Origin of the sequence: Mariniflexile sp. HMF6888 (genome assembly GCF_044335535.1) — a bacterium.
GTDB lineage: Bacteria > Bacteroidota > Bacteroidia > Flavobacteriales > Flavobacteriaceae > Mariniflexile.
The window spans coordinates 118,998-137,479 of sequence record NZ_JBIQVZ010000002.1 but is presented as its reverse complement, the minus strand read 5'-3'; the positions used below and the strand labels follow the sequence as shown (position 1 = coordinate 137,479).

The window sequence follows — 18,482 nt, the reverse complement described above, 5'->3', positions numbered from 1 at the left end:
TTTTTCTACAATTTGCATATAAATTTGTTTAGGTGTATTAAATCTCGCGGATACAAAACATTATTAAAATAAAAAAGCCTTATGATTATCATAAGGCTTTTCCATTAAGTATATATATGGTTTACTTTAAAGTGAACTCTGATGTAGCTACTAAATCTTTTTCGTTAAAGACATTTACAATGTAACGTCCTTTTTGAAATTCAGCATCACCTTTTGATGCAACAAATTCGCACACATCTAAACTTGAATTTTCATAATTGAACTTACTTATAATACTGTAGTTAAAAGCTTTATCTCCAAACATAACTTGCTCGTTTAAACCTAAAGTATTACTTTTTGGGTCTATAACTTGGACATATAATTCTTGGTCACCAGACTGAACTAACTTGTTTTTTGGCACTGTAAAGCACACTCTAATTTTATCAGTACGACTAGCTCTTTCGGTGGGTATTAATTTACCAGAAGTTCTTTCAATGACCCCAAAACCTTTCATGTTTACAGCTCCTAATACTGCTGCATTTGAAACCACATCAGCTAACGCCGTATTTTGTATTAACAATGAATCTGAAAACATAGTACGCTCTTCCAAACGAACACGTGTACTGTCCAAAGATGTTGCTAAATAAGAATTTTGTACTTTTAGTTTATCGTTTTCAGCTAACAAAACATCCATTTCTTTTTGTAATGATGCATATTTTTGTTTGTAACTCCATAAACTCTTAACGTTAGTTTCAGAAATTTTTAACGAATCGATTAATCCTTGAATACGTCCTCTTGCTTCAATCAAATCGTTATTAGCTACTTCATTTTCGCTAATGGCTTCATCATATTGTTTTGCCATTGCGCTTAAATCATTCATTACCAATTGTTTTTGCTCGCTTAAATCTTTTTGAACTTTCGAGCTACTTTGGTACAAACTCATTGTGTAAAATGCAGTTCCTAAAAATAGAACCAATGCAATACCCAACGCTACTTTAAGCCCCATACTACTTTTGTTGTTTTCCATAATTACTTGTTTTTAATGTTTTTAAAAATCTAATGTTCTTTAAATATAATACTTTATTTTTTTTAATGCTGTAAATAAATAATTGATGTATTTTTATTTCAAAATTTATTTTATTTCTCCATGGATAAACTGGTTTTATTTAACAACACAACTTTAAACGAATTATTAAACATACGCCAAGGCGAATCCAAATTTGGTGAACATATTCAAATATTAACCAGCATTTCCAATATATACGAACAACTTGTGAGTTTGGATGTTACGCATGTAATAATTGGTTTGCCTGAAGATGTTGGAGTATATGCCAACTACGGAAAAATGGGTGCTTCAAAAGCTTGGGATGCTACATTAAAAGTTTTATTAAACATACAAAGTAACGAGTATATCAAGGCAAATAAGATTTTAATTTTAGGACATCTTGATTTTACTGAAGAACTAATAAAGGTTTCTGAGCTAGATTCAAGTAAAAAGAAAAGCATTACTAAAGCTAGAAAAATTGTGAGCAGTATAGATAAACACGTTACATATATTATTCAATTAATTGTTTCAGCTGGAAAAAAACCTATTATTATTGGTGGTGGACATAACAATGCTTACGGTAATATAAAAGGTGCCAGTTTAGCTTTAAAAAAACCTATAAATGTTATCAACTTTGATGCGCATTCCGATTTTAGACCCGAAGAAGGCCGCCATAGCGGAAACGGTTTTAGTTACGCTTACGCGGAAGGGTTTTTAAACAGCTATTTTATTTTCGGATTGCAAAGAAACTACACTTCAGACAAACTATTTAAATCCTTGAAAAAATTCAAATTAATCAAATATAATGTGTTTGAAGATTTGACTGTTGCCAAAGAACTAAAGTTTAAGGAAGAGCTTGAACGTGCTTTAAATCATGTAGTCGACAGACCTTTTGGTGTTGAAGTAGATTGTGATGCTATAGAAAACATACCAAGTAGTGCCATGACCCCAAGTGGCTTTAGTGTTAATAAAGCGAGAAGTTTCGTTTCTTATTTTGGCAAGTATGAAAACGCTTGTTATTTGCATATATGCGAAGCTGCCCCTACTAAAAAAACAGAAACACAAGTTGGGAAGCTCATCTCCTATTTAATTGCCGATTTTATTGAAGCGTATGACAGTTGAAATTATCTCTATAAAAGAAACAAAAAATGGCTTTTAGATAAAATTTAAACAGTTTCTAAGGTGTCAAACCAATTTATGTATTAGCGCATACTGCAATAATACAATGGTTCTGGTATCATGTATCTCGCCGTTATTAAGCATTTCAATAGCTTCAGTAAATGGTAATTCTAAAACCTCAATATCTTCGTGTTCACTTTCCAAACCTCCACCAGCACTTACTTTCATAGCATCGGTATATTCTCCAACAAAAAAATGCATTTTTTCGGTCATAACACCAGGCGAAGAGTAAGCTTCAAATACTTTTTTAACTTCCTTTAACCTATACCCCACCTCTTCTTCTGTTTCTCTTATTATACAAGCTTCAGGATTATCTTTATCTAACATGCCTGCACAAATTTCAATCAATAAGCCATCTTTATTATCGTTTAAAAAAGTGGGCATTCTAAATTGTCGAGTTAAAATAATGCGACCCCTTTCTTTATTGTATAGCAAAATACCTGCACCATCACCCCTATCGTAACATTCCCGTACCTGAGTTACCCAGTTTCCGTTACTTAACTTGTAATCGAATGTTAATTTATTTAATATATAATAGTGGTTTGAAAGTAATTCTTTTTTTATGTTCTTTAATCTATCAGATGACATTATTAACAGTAAATAAGTTTATTAAGTATAAGAGGCAATTTCGGTAAAAAATTGTCAAATTACCACAACATTTAACTATTATTGATAAATTTATTACCAGTCATTATTTAACTTTCTGCTTATAATGCTTAAAATAAACAAAATATCTTATATTTATTCGTGATACACATCTTACATTTATGTTTTTAATGTCATCATTTATAATTGTTTAGTAAGTAAAATACATTATATTTGACTAGCTATTAAATCAAACTTTTTATCTATAATGACATCAAATTTTTTAATCAAATTTCAACCTATAATACTCGCAATAAGTCAATCGGACATTGTAACTATTTTAATTATCGTTGTTGTTTTCTTTTCTATATTATTAGTTTTAGGTATTAGAAAATCTTATAAACTGAAAAAAGAGAATGAACGTTTAGATAAAATAAGTGAGGAAATGGCAAAAGAAGAAGAAACCTATAAAGATTTTACAGATGGCCACATGTATGGTGGCAATTAATCATAATTTATAAATAAAAAAGCCTGCAGTTGCAGGCTTTTTTATTTATAAACAGAAGTGGTTTAAATTTTTTCGATTGAAGCGAAAATCAGTCATTTTTTGACCAATCGAAGCCTTTTTTAAGTTGCATAGCATCGCTACGGAAAGAAAAAAAGACATAGAGTGGGTAAAAAAGGGCGATTTTTTAGCCAATTAGAAAAAGTTTAAACCACTTCATAGTCCATTATCAACGAACCAATTTTTTATACTTAATACGTTTAGGTGTTAAATCGCCCCCTAAACGTTTCTTTTTGTTTTCTTCATATTCACTAAAACTACCTTCAAAGAAATACACTTGACTGTCACCTTCAAAAGCTAAAATATGTGTACAAATTCTATCTAAAAACCATCTATCATGTGATATGACTACCGCACAACCTGCAAAATTTTCCAAACCTTCTTCTAAAGCACGCAAGGTATTCACATCAAGGTCGTTAGTAGGTTCATCCAAAAGCAATACGTTACCCTCTTCTTTAAGTGTCATGGCTAAATGCAAGCGGTTACGCTCTCCACCTGAAAGCAATTTGACTTTTTTGTTTTGCTCACCTCCTGAAAAGTTAAACCTACTTAAATAAGCCCTGGAATTTACCTCTTTACCACCCATTAAAATAAGCTCTTGTTCGTCACTAAAATTCTGCCAAATGGTTTTTTCAGGATCTATATTAGAATGTGCTTGGTCAACGTATGCAATCTTTGCTGTTTCACCTACTAAAAACTCACCTTTATCTGGGGTTTCTTCACCCATAATCATTCTAAAAATGGTTGTTTTACCAGCACCATTTGGTCCAATAACACCAACAATTCCTGCTTGTGGTAGTTTGAAATTTAAATCTTCATACAGCAATTTATCATCAAAACCTTTGCTTACCCCAACTGCTTCAATAACATTGGTTCCTAAACGTGGCCCATTAGGAATATATATTTCCAGTTTTTCGTCAAGCTGTTTTTGGTCTTGACTCATTAACTTATCATAATTATTCAAACGTGCTTTTTGCTTGGTTTGACGCCCTTTAGCACCTTGACGTACCCATTCCAATTCACGCTCTAAGGTTTTTTGACGTTTTGAAGCGGTTTTACTTTCTTGCGCTAAACGTTTCGATTTTTGGTCTAACCACGATGAATAATTACCTTTCCACGGAATACCTTCTCCTCTATCCAACTCTAAAATCCAACCTGCTACATTATCTAAAAAGTATCTATCATGCGTTACGGCAATTACTGTTCCTTTATATTGTGCCAAATGGTGTTCCAACCAATGCACCGATTCTGCATCTAAGTGGTTGGTAGGCTCATCGAGCAATAATACATCTGGTTCTTGTAAAAGCAATCTGCATAAAGCGACACGACGGCGCTCTCCTCCAGACAATACACTTATTTTTTTATCACCATCAGGCGTTCTAAGAGCATCCATGGCAATCTCTAACTTAGTATCTAGTTCCCAAGCATTTGATGCGTCAATTTTATCTTGAAGCTCAGCTTGTCTGGCCATTAGTTTGTCCATTTTATCTGGGTTAGAATAAACTTCTTCTAAACCAAACATGTCATTTATCTTGTTGTACTCATCAAGAATAGCTACGGTTTCAGCAGCACCTTCTTTTACAATCTCTAAAACGGTTTTACTCTCATCTAACTTTGGTTCTTGTTCTAAATACCCAACCGAATAATCTTGTAAAAATGTAACATCTCCTTGGTAATTCTTTTCAACACCAGCAATTATTTTAAGCAATGTAGATTTCCCCGAACCATTTAGACCTAAAATTCCAATTTTAGCTCCGTAAAAAAAACTTAAATAAATATTTTTTAAAACAGGCGTATTTGCCCCTGGAAACGTCTTGGTTAAACCAGACATTGAAAAGATAACTTTCTTATCGTCACTCATTATACTCTACCTTTTAAAGCGTTAAACACCCAAGCAATGGCAAAAAAACCAATTCCTACAGCTGCAAAACCCCAACCAGCTACATCATCGTACCTAAAAGCGCCCATTAAAATTAATGCGACACCAACTATAATCATAATTGTTGTGGCCCAAGCCAATACTGTATTTTTATTCATTGCCATAATTAGTTATTTAGTTTTAGGGCGCATCCTTGAAAAAAACAAGGTCGGGCTTTACGCTATATCTTTTTTATGTGTACTTAAGTGTCTCAATGATTGATAACACATAAAAAAGGATGCCGCTACAATCCCTTGCGCAAATTTACAGCACAAATATCGTATTTTTAAATAAAAAAGACAGCCTTTTGAAAGCTTAATTTTAACTTAACAAGAAATCCATTTTAGCATTTAAAAATTACAAAAAGCAATAAACATCTTTTGTTTTATACTACAAAAGTGTATTTCGTCTATGCTTCTCCGCATTAATTTTAATTCATGTCTATAAATTATTTAAATTTACTTGTTATTTTATAATAAATCCATAGAAGACAAGTTGAAGGAATATAATCATTTAAAACTTGAACTTGGAAATTATAGGATTTCAAAAAATAGCTAATATGAAACACCTATGAGAATCGCATTCACACACAAAGATGATTGTAAAGGATATTCCTTCTGACAATTAAAAAACAAAAAACATAATAAACAGATGAAAATATTTGTCCCTTATTTTCTGTTTTTTTTTATTGCTATACATGCACAAACCGGTAAAGGAATTACAACTCCAAAAGCAGATTTAAGAGGTGTTTTTGTGCCATCTATATCTAGTCTGTCTTGGCCAACAAATCGCGACGCAACACCCACTGAACAACAGGAAGAACTAATTACAATTTTAGATAATCTTAAAGCTAACGGTTACAATACAATTTTCCTGCAGGTACGTCCAGAAAGTGATGCTTTATATGCCTCATCAATCGATCCTTGGTCTTATTGGCTAACGGGAACACAAGGAAAAGCTCCCGTTCCATTATGGGATCCTTTGGAATTTGCGGTTACAGAGACCCATGCACGAGGTCTGGATTTACACGCTTGGTTAAATCCGTACAGAGTTAAACAAACACCTGCAATGGTATTAGCCCCAAATAATGTGGCAAATTTACATCCAACATGGACTTTTCAAGCTAAATTAAATAAAACCGATAAAGCATTATCTTTAAAAATGTTAAATCCGGGACTTCCCGCCGTTAGAGATTACATAGTTAGTGTAGTCCAAGATATTGCTAATAGATATGATATTGATGGCATCCACTTTGATGACTATTTCTACCCGTATTCTGGTATGGAATCTACTCCACAAGATGCCCAAACATATATAGATAATAATCCAACCTGCATTGCCACTATAGAAGATTGGCGTAGAAATAATGTAAATCTAATGATAGAAATGGTTTATGACGCCATACAAACCATTAACAACTCAAAAAACAAAAATATCGTATTTGGCGTTAGTCCATTTGGAATTTGGAAATCGGGTACACCATCAGGCATTAGTGGAACTTCTTCATTCAACGCTTTATTTTGCGACCCCATTGCTTGGTTAAATTCAGGTAAAGTAGATTACCTAGCACCACAATTATACTGGAAAATAACAAAAGCCCAAGATTATATTTCACTATCGAAATGGTGGAACGATCAAGCAAAAATTTATTGCAAACAACTATATGTAAGTCAGGGTTATTACAAAGTGGCACACCACACAAACCCTTGGGACATCACAGAAATTCAAAACCAAATAGATCAAAATAGACTGGCTCATATGGATGCTACTTTTGGCCAAATTGCATATAGCTATACTAGCATAAAAAATAATTTAAAGGAACTAAATAGTGCTTTGAACAATACGCAATTTAAATATAAATCGTATGCACCGCCCATTTTAGGCTTAGGTAAAGATAGTATCTGCCCTATAAAGCCGGCAAACATTAGATTTGAACCTTTAAAGATTTTATGGGACACGCCAGAAACAGCTTCAGATGGTGATTTGCCTGTGAAGTATGTTGTTTATGCCTTTGATAATGCTACTGAAGCCATTTTGAACAGGAATGATGGTTCCAAAATACTTGATATTGTTGCAGGAAATGAATTGGCATTAACCCAAACACAAATGAACACTAAAGTATTTGTAGTTACATCTTTAGATAAAAACAATAATGAAGCAGGTGATTTTATAGAAACCAATAAGTTTGGAATCAAGCACAAAAAAGTAAATGAGCTAGTAATAAACCCTGTTATTGATGTTATTCAAATAAATATTGATGACCCTAATGTTTTAATAAAAAAATCAATTTAAATAGTTTTTATATTATTATAGAGATGGAAGTTTTGCCAACGCTACTTTTACTAAAACTTCCCTTGTTTAAATAATATTTCAGGACAGACAATACGATTTAAAATTAAACAAAAAAATATCGAGAGTTTTAACCCTCGATATTTAAACTTTACACACTTAATAAGATACTACCTCTAAAATATCTGCAAAATATGATGCTGCACTCGATTTCCCTCCTTCTCTTCATAACGATGCTATGATTTAATCAGCAAACAAACATTACCAATTAATAACTGATAATTTTAATTTCAGATCTTCTATTTTGTTGATGTTTAACCTCAGAACATTTTGTTTTATCGTCACATTCATTAACCAATTGTTCTTCGCCATGAGCTCTTCCCTCAATTCTACTGGTTTCTATACCATTATCAAATAAATAATCTAACACACTTTTCAATCTTCGTTCAGAAAGTTTTTGATTATATATTGATGAGCCTCTTGAGTCTGTATGTGAACTTATTTCCAACAATAATTTAGGATACTTATTTAATATGGATACCAATTTAGTTAAAATGTTTTTGGATGAAACTGTTAAATGAGGTGAATTTAAAGCAAAATATATATCTTGTAAGCTATCAATTTCGTTTTGTATTTTGTTTCTAAGTTCAGTTTTTTCTTTTTCAAGCTCAGCAAGTCTTTTGGCCTCCTTTTCCTTTTCTAGCCTTTCGTTTAATAATCTAGCTTCTTCCGCCATTTTATTTACAACAATGATAGAATCATTAATTCTAGTTTTTTCATTTTCTGCATTAATTAATTCTAACTTAGCTTTTCCTTCTTCTGTTAATTCCTTTTTAATATGGAATCTATATACCACACCAACAGCATGTTGCAAATGATCTGTATAATTATTATTCATGGTCCATTTACCCGATGTGTTTATATCCAATCCCAATCTGTCGGAAAACCATGTTCTAAATCCTAATACACCATTATAGGTACCTTTGGAAATGTCATTAGCATGTGTATAGCCAACTCCTGCACCAATATACGGATCAAACCAACCTGTTTCTCCAATAATTTTATTCAAATCGTAACTTAATCTGGAATCAATAGAATAATAATCTTTATCATTGGTAAGTGGCAAACCATCAGCAATCTTACCTTTCTTATATTTGTTATAAGAAGTAATTGCCTCAAGTCCGAACCCGCTTTTAAAATATTTTCCAATACTTAGTCTTGAAGGAAATGGAACAGCATTCCACCCATCTTTAAAATCAAACAATTTATGGAATCTATCATCGGAATCATCAACCACATTAAAACCTATTCCAAAAATCCACGAACTAACAATCGTAGAGTCTTTTTTTGTGAGTTTTGGGATTTGAGAATTAATTGTGAAAATATTAGCAATGAGAAAGACTAATAAAACTTCTTTTTTAAATGTCATTTTAATTTGAGAGTAAAAAATTTCACGCGAAAGTAAATTTCATTTAAGGTTACATAAAATATTTACTTTGAATAGCACAAATAACCGACAACACGATTTAATTCAGTTTTTAATAATAAAATTCTTTCAGGATTCTTGTCTTAAAAATGAAATTCCCATTATATAAAAAAAGCACCCTAAACAAGGATGCTTTTTGCTAATAAAAACTTAAACTATCGCTAAAATTCCATAGGCACTTCAATAAACACCAAACTAGAGCTTTCTTCTGCTTTAATCGTAAAAGATTTCGTTTCAGAAATACCCGCTGCATCACGTGTTTCTAAAACAGTGTCATCAATCAACACTTTACCGCTAATAGTCATAATATAAACTCCATGATTTTCACTTTTAAGTTTGTATTCAAACAAGGTGTTTTCGTCTAAATCAATTCTAGAAATTACGGCATCCTGATGGATTTTCAAACTACCTTCATGGTTTTCATCTATAGAACTTACTAATGTTTGAAGTTTATTTTTTCTTTCATTGATATCAAACGATTTTTGGTCGTATCGCGGTGCTACATTTTGCTTATTGGGAAATATCCAAATTTGGAACAAACTCAAATGTTCGTCTACAGACCCGTTAATCTCGGAATGTTGTACACCAGTACCAGCACTCATAACCTGCACTTCTCCTGGCAACACGGATAACCATGCGTCACCCATATTGTCTTTATGTTTTAAAACACCTTTTAACGGAATGGTAATTATTTCCATATTATCGTGCGGGTGTGTTCCAAAACCCATTTTTGGCGCAATAATGTCATCATTCAACACGCGCAATGCACCAAAATGCACTTTTTCCGGATTATGGTAATTTGCAAAACTAAACGAATGATTTGCCTGTAACCAACCATGGTTTGCAAATCCCCTACTATCGGCTTTATGAATTATTGTTTTCATTTATGTATTCTTCCTTTTTTTTTTCATTTCCGCGAAGGCGGAAATCTTTTTATTAATTACTATAACTTTCATAAGATTCCTGCCTGCGCAGGAATAATTATCTCATTTTATCTAGCAGATTACTTAATTGTTCTGCTTCTTCTTCACTTAAATTTTTTAATAATTCTTTGTTTAAATCATCTGGAATGGCATCTAAAAGGGCATTTCCTTCTTTTGTAATTGTTATTTTAACTACGCGCCTATCATGGTCGCAAGCTAAACGTTCAATATAGTTTTTAGAACATAGTTTATCCATCAATCGTGTAGCGTTTGGTGAACGTTCAATCATTCTATCTTTAACAACCTGAACATTTATAGGCTCTCCGGCTCCTTTTAATATTCTAAGAATGTTGTATTGTTGTGGAGATATTCCGTAAGTTTTAAAAAAAGCGTTTTGGTAACTTGAAATCCAATTCGCTGTATATAAAATGTTTAACAGCGCTTTAATTCTGTTATTTGCAAACTTTGAATTAATATCTTTACTAATGTCCCCCATTTTATAACTTATTTAGACTAAAACATCTGCATACTCACTATATTTTTTCTTAAAAACAGCATTAGCAAATGGACATAAAGGAATTACTTTTAAGTTATTAGCTCGCAAATAATCTACCGATGCCTCAACCAATTTATACCCCACACCTTGTCCTTTTAGTGTTTCGCTCACCTCGGTATGGTCTATTATAATTTTATTAGGTTCAGCATGTGAATAGGTCATTTCTGCTAGCTTTACATTATCAATTTCTACATAAAAAGCCCCTTTTTTCCCATTGTCTATTTGCTTTATTTCCATCTTATAAATTGTTTCGAAATTCTGTTATTGCCTTTAACAAACTTGAATAAAGTCCAGGATCCACAATTTTACCCTCTTTAAAATTCTCTCCAAAACTTGGTAATGAAAATTCCGATACTATATTGCCTCCCATAAACGGAAATCTACTTTTTGCAATTTCCAACACACTTGCACCGCCCCTAGCTCCCGGTGATGTTGCCATCAACAACATGGGTTTGTTGTTCCAAAGCTTACCATCAATTCTGGACATCCAGTCAAATATATTTTTAAAGGCAGTTGAATAAGCTCCATTATGTTCTGCCAATGATACTATAATACCATCTGAAGCTTTTATTAAATCTAAAAACTTATGTGCGTTTTCAGGAATACCTTTCTCTTTTTCCAAATCAACACCAAATAAGGGCATTTCAAAATCATTTAAGTCTAAAATATCTATGGAAACATTATCTACAAAACCTGAAGCATAAGTTGCTAATTTTTTATTTATTGATTCTCTACTATTTGTACCCGCAAAGACTATGATTTTTTTCATCTGTTTGTATTTTTGTTTTAATTTGGTTACACGGATTACCCTGAATAATCATCCTAGTATATGAATGCCATTATCATAGGCGTTTCATGTAATTATCTTTTTGTTGATACAAATGTAATGTAAAACAATTTAGTTTCCAAGGAAACTATTTCCATGTAATATAATTTAATAAAACATTAACATTCGTTATTCCGTAATTGAAACTTTTGTATTTTAGCTTCAAACAAAATGTCAATGGATTTAAACTTCAACAAAAACGAAGATTACAATAAACTATTAGTATCAGAACTTAACAAACGTCTAGCTAAAGTACATTTAGGAGGCGGAAAAAGTAATATTGAAAAACATCGTGCCAAAGGAAAAATGACGGCACACGAACGCATAAATTATTTATTGGACAGTAACTCGAAATCTATTGAAATTGCTGCTTTTGCAGGAGAAGGCATGTACGAATCCCATGGCGGTTGTCCTTCAGCTGGTGTTGTTGTGAAAATTGGTTATGTTAATGGAAAACAATGCATTGTCGTTGCCAACGATGCCACCGTTAAAGCAGGTGCTTGGTTTCCTATTACAGCAAAAAAGAATTTAAGAGCCCAAGAAATTGCTATTGAAAATAAGTTGCCTATCATCTATTTAGTAGATAGTGCCGGGGTGTATTTGCCTTTACAAGACGAGATTTTCCCAGACAAAGAGCATTTCGGGCGTATTTTTAGAAACAATGCCATAATGAGCAGTATGGGTATTACCCAAATAGCTGCAGTTATGGGAAGCTGTGTTGCTGGTGGTGCCTACTTACCTATTATGAGCGACGAAGCCTTAATTGTCGACAAAACGGGAAGCATCTTTTTAGCTGGTAGTTATTTAGTAAAAGCAGCTATTGGAGAAACGATTGATAATGAAACGCTTGGTGGTGCTACTACACATTGTGAAATTTCTGGGGTAACCGACTATAAGGCCAAAGATGATAAAGATGCTTTAGATACCATAAAGAGTATCATTGGAAAAATTGGTGATTATGATAAAGCAGGTTATAACCGAATAGCCTCTAAAAAACCTAAAGAAAAGCCCGAAGATATTTATGGCATCATGCCGAAATCAAGAACAGATCAATATGATATGCATGGGATTATCAAGCGATTGGTTGATAATTCCGAATTTGACGAATATAAAGCAGGATATGGAAAAACCATCATTACCTGTTACGCCAGAATAGATGGTTGGGCAGTTGGTATTGTGGCTAACCAACGAAAATTAGTTAAAACCAAACAAGGCGAAATGCAATTTGGAGGTGTTATTTATAACGACAGTGCCGATAAAGCGACCCGTTTTATTGCTAATTGCAATCAGAAAAAAATTCCTTTAGTGTTTTTACAAGATGTTACTGGTTTTATGGTGGGCAGCAAAAGTGAGCATGGAGGCATTATAAAAGATGGTGCAAAAATGGTGAATGCCGTTAGTAACTCCGTAGTACCTAAATTTACAGTAATTATAGGCAATAGTTATGGTGCCGGTAATTATGCTATGTGTGGAAAGGCATACGACCCAAGATTGATTGTATCATGGCCAAGTGCAGAGCTTGCTGTAATGAGCGGTAACTCAGCAGCCAAAGTACTGCTTCAAATAGAAAAAGCCTCTTTAGAAAAACAAGGAGAAAAAATCACAAAAGAAAAAGAAGACGAACTTTACAATAAAATAAAAGACCGCTATGATGCGCAAGTTTCTCCATATTACGCTGCATCACGCATTTGGACAGATGCCATTATAGATCCCTTGGATACCCGAAAATGGATTAGTATGGGTATAGAAGCTGCTAACCACGCTCCTATTGAAAAGCCATTCAATTTGGGTGTTTTACAGGTTTAAATTTTAACTTCTCATTATAATTTTGTATCTTTTGTATTGAAAATCAACAATTTCAATCATGGAAACAATAAAAACACTCAATAAGTGGGCGAATGGGCATACCTATTTCCCGCTTGATTTGCTCCGTGTTGCTTTGGGCATATTCCTTTTTATTAAAGGAATTAGCTTTATGGCCGACAGTATGATGCTTTTACAACTTTTTAAACCAATGGAAAATATGGTTGGAGGTATGATCGTTGTACACTATGTTGCTCCTGCACATTTTATTGGAGGTATTTTAATTGCCTTTGGTTTACTAACACGATGGGCAATAATTGCACAGTTACCTATTTTAATTGGGGCAATACTAATAAATTTTGTTGGAGAAATGCATGCTAACAATTTAATTTTAGCCATTGTAATTTTATTAATAAGTGCATTCTTTTTATTGTATGGCTCTGGAAAGCATTCTTTAGATTATTATTTTAAAATGCAGCAATAAAAAAGGAGGCTAAAAAGTCTAGCTCTATGTCATATAACTTGTCAAAATATTTTAACTTACTGGTAATCAGTATAAATTTTAACGAGCTCTTTTAGATTTGTTTTAATAAATTTAAAGGACTTTTTAGCCTCTTATTTTTATCTATAAATTTTGATAGGAAGAAACCAATCGCATAAATTCTGATTTATAGCCATCTTTATCATTGTCCCTGCCCGATTTTGCTAGTATAATAACATCTTCTATTTTTGAATTGTTATGGTATTTAGAATGTCTCAATTGCATTCCAAACAACGCTACTGCTGATGCAAATTCTAAGTCTTTTGAAGCTTCTGAAACCACATCCTTTTGAACATGTACCATTTCAATACTTTTATCACCATCTGGTTTTTTGTAGCGAAATTTCACAGTAAACAATTCATCTGAATACGCTTTAGTCACTTCCGGTTTTGTGTATTTTAAATCGGAAACATCTTTTAAATAATCGCTTCTTGCACCAACAGGAATCACTTCGTATAGTGCAGTAACAGTATGTCCGCTGCCTAATTCACCTGCATCTTTTGTGTCATCAATAAAATCTTCATCTTCTAGCATTCTGTTTTCATAACCAATCAATCTATATGCTTGTACTTTATTAGGGTTGAATTCAATTTGAATTTTTACGTCTTTTGCAATGGTAAATAAAGTACCTCCAAATTCCTTTCCAAAAACCTTTTGCGCTTCTTGCATAGTGTCAATATAAGCATGGTTTCCGTTTCCTTTATCGGCTAAAATTTCCAATTTTGCATCTTTATAGTTTCCATAACCAAAGCCTAAAACCGATAAAAACACACCCGATTTACGCTTTTCTTCTATTAAGGTTTCCATCGCTTTATTGCTAGAAGCCCCAACATTAAAATCGCCATCGGTTGCCAAAATCACTCTATTATTCCCATTCTTTTTAAAATTTTCTTCAGCTAATTTATACGCCAGTAAAATACCTGCACCACCAGCGGTTGAACCGCCAGAGTTCAAATTGTCTAAAGCACTTATAATTTTCTCTTTATGTTTTCCTGAAGTTGGTTCTAATACAACGCCCGCTGCACCTGCATACACTACAATAGATACTTTGTCTTGGTCTCTTAACTGATTTACCAATAACTTAAAAGCCGATTTTAGCAACGGTAACTTGTTTTGCGTACTCATAGATCCAGACACATCTATTAAAAAAGTTAGATTCGAGGCTGGTAATTCTTCATTGTCATAGGTTTTTCCTTGTAAGCCAATTTTAACAATTTTAGTCGTATTGTTCCAAGGTGTTTCAGCGACTTCAGTATTAATTGAAAATGGGTGTTCACCTGTTGGTTGTGGATAGTTATAATCAAAATAGTTAATCATTTCTTCAATTTTAACCGCGTCTGGATCAATAGCTATTCCATTGTTAATCATACGTCTAATATTACTGTATGACGCTTTATCAACATCAATTGAAAATGTTGAAAGTGGAGCAAGCGAGGTTCTTTCAAATGCATTCTCCTCAATTACAGCATAACTTTCTTGATTGTTTAATCTAAAATTTCCTTGATGTGTTGTAATGACCACACATCCATCTTTTGCTATTTTACCAAACTTATCTTTAGCCTCGGCTTTTCCGTAGCTTGTTTTATTTTCTATATCAGATTCAGGAAGGTTTTTAATAATGTAATTATGCTCTTTCTTAATAGGAACACCATCAACAATGTATAATGGTTCTTTTGATGTATCATCATTATTTTTTGTTGAAATTATAATAACACCATTATTAGCCCTATTTCCGTAAATAGCCGTTGCATTAGAATCTTTAAGTACCGTTATGTCATTTATTTGCTTCGGGTTTATAGATTCTACTGTATTATAAGGCATTATTTTACCATCTACAACCACTAACGGTTCGCTGTTTTTAGAGATGGCTGAAGTCCCTCGTATAACTATATGCGTGTTTGAACCGGTATTCCCTGTACCATTTGTAATAGCAACACCTGCAATTTTACCCTGCAGTGAATTAGAAACCGAATGATATTGCATTTGGTTTGCCAATTTATTATGATAGGCCTTTTGCTTGCTTTTTTTAATTTGAGATGCAGAAACATGTGTTACAGATCCAGTTACATGGCGACTTCTTTGTGTTCCATAGCCAACAACTACCACTTCTTCTAAGCGTGAAACATCTGCTTGTAGTGCTACCGAAATGGTATTTAGTTTCCCAACTAGCTTTTCTTCAGTTTTATAACCAATAAATGAAAACACTAAAACATCTGTACTGTTCGCTTTAATTTGGTATAACCCATCAAAATTTGTTGTTACACCTGTAGATGTTCCTTTTATTACAATAGTTACTCCTGGAATGGGCGAATCATCATCTGCTGCTGTTACTTTACCCGTAATTAGTCGTTCCTGTGCCTGTATTTGCATTGAAATTGTCAACACAAAAATGATTTTTAATAGTGCTTTCATTGTAGTCGATTTTAAAGTTTAGCATAAAACTAAACCCAATCACTTTACAATAAAACCACCAATGAGGGAAGTGTACTTTTGAGTGAGTTAACTAAAGTTTATTAACTCCAATTATGGCTTATTAACGCCACTGTTTTTTTACGTTGAACTTTACCGGAAGCAGTCTCAGCAAATTGCTTTAAGGTAAAAATGTTTTTAGGTCTTTCGTTTCTTTTTAAGCTTGAAAAGGCAGAAGGATCCATTGATTCTATATCACCTTCTATAAGTAAAATAAGTTGTTCCCCTAGCGTATCGTGGGGTTTTGAAGCAATAAAAAAACGTGCTTGTATTTTATCTTGAAGTTTGGCTTCTATTTGTTCTGGGAAAAATTTCAATCCGCCTGAATTAATCACATTATCTATACGTCCCAGCCATTTAAACTCGGTTTCAGAATAGACTTCTACGATATCATTGGTTATTATTTTTTCTTCTGAAAGTTTTGGTGCATCAATGACCAAACAACCTCTTTCATCTTTTGAAATGCTAATGTTTGGAAGTGTTTTGAAAGATTCCGCAGATTGCTTCGCCTTGCCTCTTAGCGATGGCGGTAGATTGTTTAGTTTTTTAAGTGCGATATGGGTAACTGTTTCTGTCATGCCATAGCTTTCATAAACATGGGAATCGATGCCTTGAAGTTTTTCTATTAATGCCGTTGAAACTGGAGCCCCTCCCACAATAATGGTTTTAATAAGATTAAAATCCTTTAAGATGTTATCAAGTTGCAGCGGAACCATGGCACAAAAGTTATATGCTCTATAAATATTAAAATCTGGATGGGCTGTTGGTGCTTCCAAGTCTAATTCCAAACCTAGAACCATCGCTCTAACCAACATCATTTTTCCTGCAATAAACCATGTCGGCAAACAATGCAATGCTTTGTCACTTGGTTTTAAATCAAAGAATTCACCTGTTGCTAAGGCTGAATTAACCATAGCTTGTTTCTTTATTTTTATGGATTTTGGTGTTCCTGTTGAGCCAGAGGTATTGACTTCCATAAACTCATTTTCATCTAACCAATATTGTAAAAACTTGCCAACTTCTTTTTCGTATGGCTCACCTTCTTTTATAAAATTAGAGGCAACACGCAAAAGGGCTTCATTGGAATAATGAACTCCATTTAATTTGAATTTTTCGTGAATGAATTTAAAACTAGTTATCACTTGAATGGCTATCTTCTAAAATTAAACTATCTTCTTTTAATGGTTCAACTACGCTTCCGAATAGTTTTTCTTTCCAATTGGTCCATTTGTATATTTTAGCCAAAATAAAAAGTAGTATGGGGAATACAATAAAAACGGGCATAAAAATTTCAGTAAAACCCATTTCTGTTGGGTCTGACATATCTTTTAAAACAGAATGCGTTTGAAAAGCAGTCCAATCTGCAGTTACTAAAAGAGCCGTAAATAAATTATTAGCTGCATGAAAACCTAAAGCTAGTTCCATGCCTTCATCCATTAAAGTCATAATTCCTAAAAACAAACCCGTTCCTATGTAATAAATCATAATTACAGATCCTAATCTATCTACTTCTGGATTTGCTATATGTAATAACCCGAAAACTAATGATGTTATGATTAGTGGTGTTGAATTTCTTTTAAAAATCTTGATTAATACAAAATAAGTGTTTGAATTAAAAAAATTATCAAATAATTTATAATTAAGAATTAGCATTAAAATTATAGATAAACCTATAAAAATCAGTAAGCTTAAAAACACTCCAAACGAAAATAAACTATTCAAATAAATAAATCCTAAAATTGAAGCTATAGTATATATTAATATAAAAGGAAATTCCTTTTTAATACTAGAAACTCCAATTCCCTGCATCAAATACCCTCTAAATAAATACTCTTCAAAACTTGTTTGGAGTGGCACAAAAATAATGGCAATAACACATAGTATTAAAAATGGTATGAGTTTAAAGTTTATCATATAATCTTCCGGAGACATAAAATAATCGACTATCACTAAACCACTTGAAATAATGCCCCAAACAAAAAATATGAACCAAAAGCGTTTCCAATCAATCTTTTTTCTTGATGTAGTTAAACTGGTAAACGATTGATTATGCATGTATTTAACAACTAATAATAACCCTAATAAACCAACAGCAAATGACAGTAACATTAAAAATAGATTTAGATTTGGTTCCAAGAGCGTCATCATTTTCGTTTCATCCATTCCTAATAAATTATCCCCATTCCTAACAGCTTTTAACATGACCGCTGCGGTAAAAGGAATCTGACCTATTATTACAGCAATAACAACAATCACAAGTCCTACTAAATACCGCCACCAATCGTGTAATACATTAAATGCCTGAGCTATATACATAT

Annotated in this window: 17 protein-coding genes; 5 read left to right on the top strand and 12 right to left on the bottom strand. The window is 32.9% G+C overall.

Annotated features, from left to right (window positions below):
• Positions 1–121 precede the first annotated feature (121 nt).
• Complete coding sequence (locus ACGLWY_RS05900; RefSeq protein WP_396618749.1) at positions 122–1,006, bottom strand: chromosome partitioning protein ParA; 885 nt, start codon at positions 1,004–1,006, stop codon at positions 122–124.
• A 120-nt stretch (positions 1,007–1,126) separates the two neighbouring features.
• On the opposite strand from ACGLWY_RS05900, the gene ACGLWY_RS05895 reads away from it, so the two are divergent.
• Positions 1,127–2,146, top strand: a complete 1,020-nt coding sequence (locus ACGLWY_RS05895; RefSeq protein WP_396618748.1) for a formimidoylglutamase — start codon at positions 1,127–1,129, stop codon at positions 2,144–2,146.
• A gap of 63 nt (positions 2,147–2,209) precedes the next feature.
• Here the strand turns inward: ACGLWY_RS05895 and ACGLWY_RS05890 are convergent, their stop codons facing one another.
• On the bottom strand, positions 2,210–2,791 hold the full coding sequence (locus ACGLWY_RS05890) for an NUDIX domain-containing protein (protein ID WP_396618747.1): 582 nt from the start codon (positions 2,789–2,791) through the stop codon (positions 2,210–2,212).
• A gap of 265 nt (positions 2,792–3,056) precedes the next feature.
• Here ACGLWY_RS05890 and ACGLWY_RS05885 point away from each other — a divergent pair, with 265 nt between their 5' ends.
• Positions 3,057–3,296, top strand: coding sequence for a hypothetical protein (locus tag ACGLWY_RS05885; RefSeq protein ID WP_396618746.1), 240 nt, complete (start codon positions 3,057–3,059; stop codon positions 3,294–3,296).
• 226 nt (positions 3,297–3,522) lie between these two features.
• Here ACGLWY_RS05885 and ettA read toward each other — a convergent pair whose 3' ends face one another.
• On the bottom strand, positions 3,523–5,214 hold the full coding sequence (gene ettA, locus ACGLWY_RS05880; protein ID WP_396618745.1) for an energy-dependent translational throttle protein EttA: 1,692 nt from the start codon (positions 5,212–5,214) through the stop codon (positions 3,523–3,525).
• Positions 5,214–5,396 carry a CAL67264 family membrane protein gene (locus tag ACGLWY_RS05875; RefSeq protein ID WP_117177248.1) on the bottom strand — a complete coding sequence of 61 codons (183 nt, stop codon included), beginning with the start codon at positions 5,394–5,396 and terminating at the stop codon, positions 5,214–5,216. The genes ettA and ACGLWY_RS05875 overlap by 1 nt, the downstream gene beginning before the upstream one ends.
• Positions 5,397–5,922: 526 nt before the next feature.
• Between ACGLWY_RS05875 and ACGLWY_RS05870 the strand changes: the two genes are divergently transcribed.
• Positions 5,923–7,563: a glycoside hydrolase family 10 protein gene (locus ACGLWY_RS05870; protein ID WP_396618744.1), complete on the top strand. Its 1,641-nt coding sequence runs from the start codon at positions 5,923–5,925 to the stop codon at positions 7,561–7,563.
• A gap of 265 nt (positions 7,564–7,828) precedes the next feature.
• Here ACGLWY_RS05870 and ACGLWY_RS05865 read toward each other — a convergent pair whose 3' ends face one another.
• The 5 genes from ACGLWY_RS05865 to ACGLWY_RS05845 all read right to left on the bottom strand — a co-directional run bounded on the left by ACGLWY_RS05865 (position 7,829) and on the right by ACGLWY_RS05845 (position 11,294).
• Positions 7,829–8,989 carry an OmpA family protein gene (locus ACGLWY_RS05865; protein WP_396618743.1) on the bottom strand — a complete coding sequence of 387 codons (1,161 nt, stop codon included), beginning with the start codon at positions 8,987–8,989 and terminating at the stop codon, positions 7,829–7,831.
• Between the two features lie 218 nt (positions 8,990–9,207).
• Positions 9,208–9,930 (bottom strand): pirin family protein, encoded by a 723-nt coding sequence (locus tag ACGLWY_RS05860; RefSeq protein WP_396618742.1) that lies wholly within the window; start codon positions 9,928–9,930, stop codon positions 9,208–9,210.
• Positions 9,931–10,027: 97 nt separating this feature from the next.
• Positions 10,028–10,465: a MarR family winged helix-turn-helix transcriptional regulator gene (locus ACGLWY_RS05855; protein WP_396618741.1), complete on the bottom strand. Its 438-nt coding sequence runs from the start codon at positions 10,463–10,465 to the stop codon at positions 10,028–10,030.
• Between the two features lie 12 nt (positions 10,466–10,477).
• On the bottom strand, positions 10,478–10,762 hold the full coding sequence (locus tag ACGLWY_RS05850; RefSeq protein WP_396618740.1) for a GNAT family N-acetyltransferase: 285 nt from the start codon (positions 10,760–10,762) through the stop codon (positions 10,478–10,480).
• A gap of 1 nt (position 10,763) precedes the next feature.
• On the bottom strand, positions 10,764–11,294 hold the full coding sequence (locus ACGLWY_RS05845; protein WP_396618739.1) for an NADPH-dependent FMN reductase: 531 nt from the start codon (positions 11,292–11,294) through the stop codon (positions 10,764–10,766).
• A 234-nt stretch (positions 11,295–11,528) separates the two neighbouring features.
• On the opposite strand from ACGLWY_RS05845, the gene ACGLWY_RS05840 reads away from it, so the two are divergent.
• Positions 11,529–13,157 (top strand): acyl-CoA carboxylase subunit beta, encoded by a 1,629-nt coding sequence (locus ACGLWY_RS05840; protein WP_396618738.1) that lies wholly within the window; start codon positions 11,529–11,531, stop codon positions 13,155–13,157.
• A gap of 58 nt (positions 13,158–13,215) precedes the next feature.
• A complete protein-coding gene (locus ACGLWY_RS05835; protein WP_396618737.1) occupies positions 13,216–13,638 on the top strand; it encodes a DoxX family protein in 423 nt (140 codons plus the stop codon).
• A gap of 141 nt (positions 13,639–13,779) precedes the next feature.
• Here the strand turns inward: ACGLWY_RS05835 and ACGLWY_RS05830 are convergent, their stop codons facing one another.
• The 3 genes from ACGLWY_RS05830 to ACGLWY_RS05820 form a co-directional block, all read right to left on the bottom strand.
• Positions 13,780–16,107: a von Willebrand factor type A domain-containing protein gene (locus ACGLWY_RS05830; RefSeq protein WP_396618736.1), complete on the bottom strand. Its 2,328-nt coding sequence runs from the start codon at positions 16,105–16,107 to the stop codon at positions 13,780–13,782.
• A 101-nt stretch (positions 16,108–16,208) separates the two neighbouring features.
• The gene (locus tag ACGLWY_RS05825) at positions 16,209–17,306 is read right to left on the bottom strand and encodes an AMP-binding protein (protein ID WP_396618735.1); all 1,098 of its coding nucleotides are present in this window, start codon (positions 17,304–17,306) and stop codon (positions 16,209–16,211) included.
• Positions 17,296–18,480, bottom strand: a complete 1,185-nt coding sequence (locus ACGLWY_RS05820; RefSeq protein ID WP_396618734.1) for a type II CAAX prenyl endopeptidase Rce1 family protein — start codon at positions 18,478–18,480, stop codon at positions 17,296–17,298. Before ACGLWY_RS05820 ends, ACGLWY_RS05825 begins: the two co-directional genes overlap by 11 nt.
• Positions 18,481–18,482 lie beyond the last annotated feature (2 nt).

What these genes read in the sequence shown, in the direction of transcription:
- ACGLWY_RS05850 (WP_396618740.1), bottom strand. Translation starts at nt 10,762, where the DNA reads ATGGAAATAAAGCAAATAGACAATGGGAAAAAAGGGGCTTTTTATGTA.
- ACGLWY_RS05840 (WP_396618738.1), top strand. Translation starts at nt 11,529, where the DNA reads ATGGATTTAAACTTCAACAAAAACGAAGATTACAATAAACTATTAGTA.
- ACGLWY_RS05890 (WP_396618747.1), bottom strand. Translation starts at nt 2,791, where the DNA reads ATGTCATCTGATAGATTAAAGAACATAAAAAAAGAATTACTTTCAAAC.
- ACGLWY_RS05870 (WP_396618744.1), top strand. Translation starts at nt 5,923, where the DNA reads ATGAAAATATTTGTCCCTTATTTTCTGTTTTTTTTTATTGCTATACAT.
- ACGLWY_RS05855 (WP_396618741.1), bottom strand. Translation starts at nt 10,465, where the DNA reads ATGGGGGACATTAGTAAAGATATTAATTCAAAGTTTGCAAATAACAGA.
- ACGLWY_RS05845 (WP_396618739.1), bottom strand. Translation starts at nt 11,294, where the DNA reads ATGAAAAAAATCATAGTCTTTGCGGGTACAAATAGTAGAGAATCAATA.
- ACGLWY_RS05860 (WP_396618742.1), bottom strand. Translation starts at nt 9,930, where the DNA reads ATGAAAACAATAATTCATAAAGCCGATAGTAGGGGATTTGCAAACCAT.
- ettA (WP_396618745.1), bottom strand. Translation starts at nt 5,214, where the DNA reads ATGAGTGACGATAAGAAAGTTATCTTTTCAATGTCTGGTTTAACCAAG.
- ACGLWY_RS05865 (WP_396618743.1), bottom strand. Translation starts at nt 8,989, where the DNA reads ATGACATTTAAAAAAGAAGTTTTATTAGTCTTTCTCATTGCTAATATT.
- ACGLWY_RS05875 (WP_117177248.1), bottom strand. Translation starts at nt 5,396, where the DNA reads ATGGCAATGAATAAAAATACAGTATTGGCTTGGGCCACAACAATTATG.
- ACGLWY_RS05835 (WP_396618737.1), top strand. Translation starts at nt 13,216, where the DNA reads ATGGAAACAATAAAAACACTCAATAAGTGGGCGAATGGGCATACCTAT.
- ACGLWY_RS05900 (WP_396618749.1), bottom strand. Translation starts at nt 1,006, where the DNA reads ATGGAAAACAACAAAAGTAGTATGGGGCTTAAAGTAGCGTTGGGTATT.
- ACGLWY_RS05820 (WP_396618734.1), bottom strand. Translation starts at nt 18,480, where the DNA reads ATGTATATAGCTCAGGCATTTAATGTATTACACGATTGGTGGCGGTAT.
- ACGLWY_RS05885 (WP_396618746.1), top strand. Translation starts at nt 3,057, where the DNA reads ATGACATCAAATTTTTTAATCAAATTTCAACCTATAATACTCGCAATA.
- ACGLWY_RS05895 (WP_396618748.1), top strand. Translation starts at nt 1,127, where the DNA reads ATGGATAAACTGGTTTTATTTAACAACACAACTTTAAACGAATTATTA.
- ACGLWY_RS05830 (WP_396618736.1), bottom strand. Translation starts at nt 16,107, where the DNA reads ATGAAAGCACTATTAAAAATCATTTTTGTGTTGACAATTTCAATGCAA.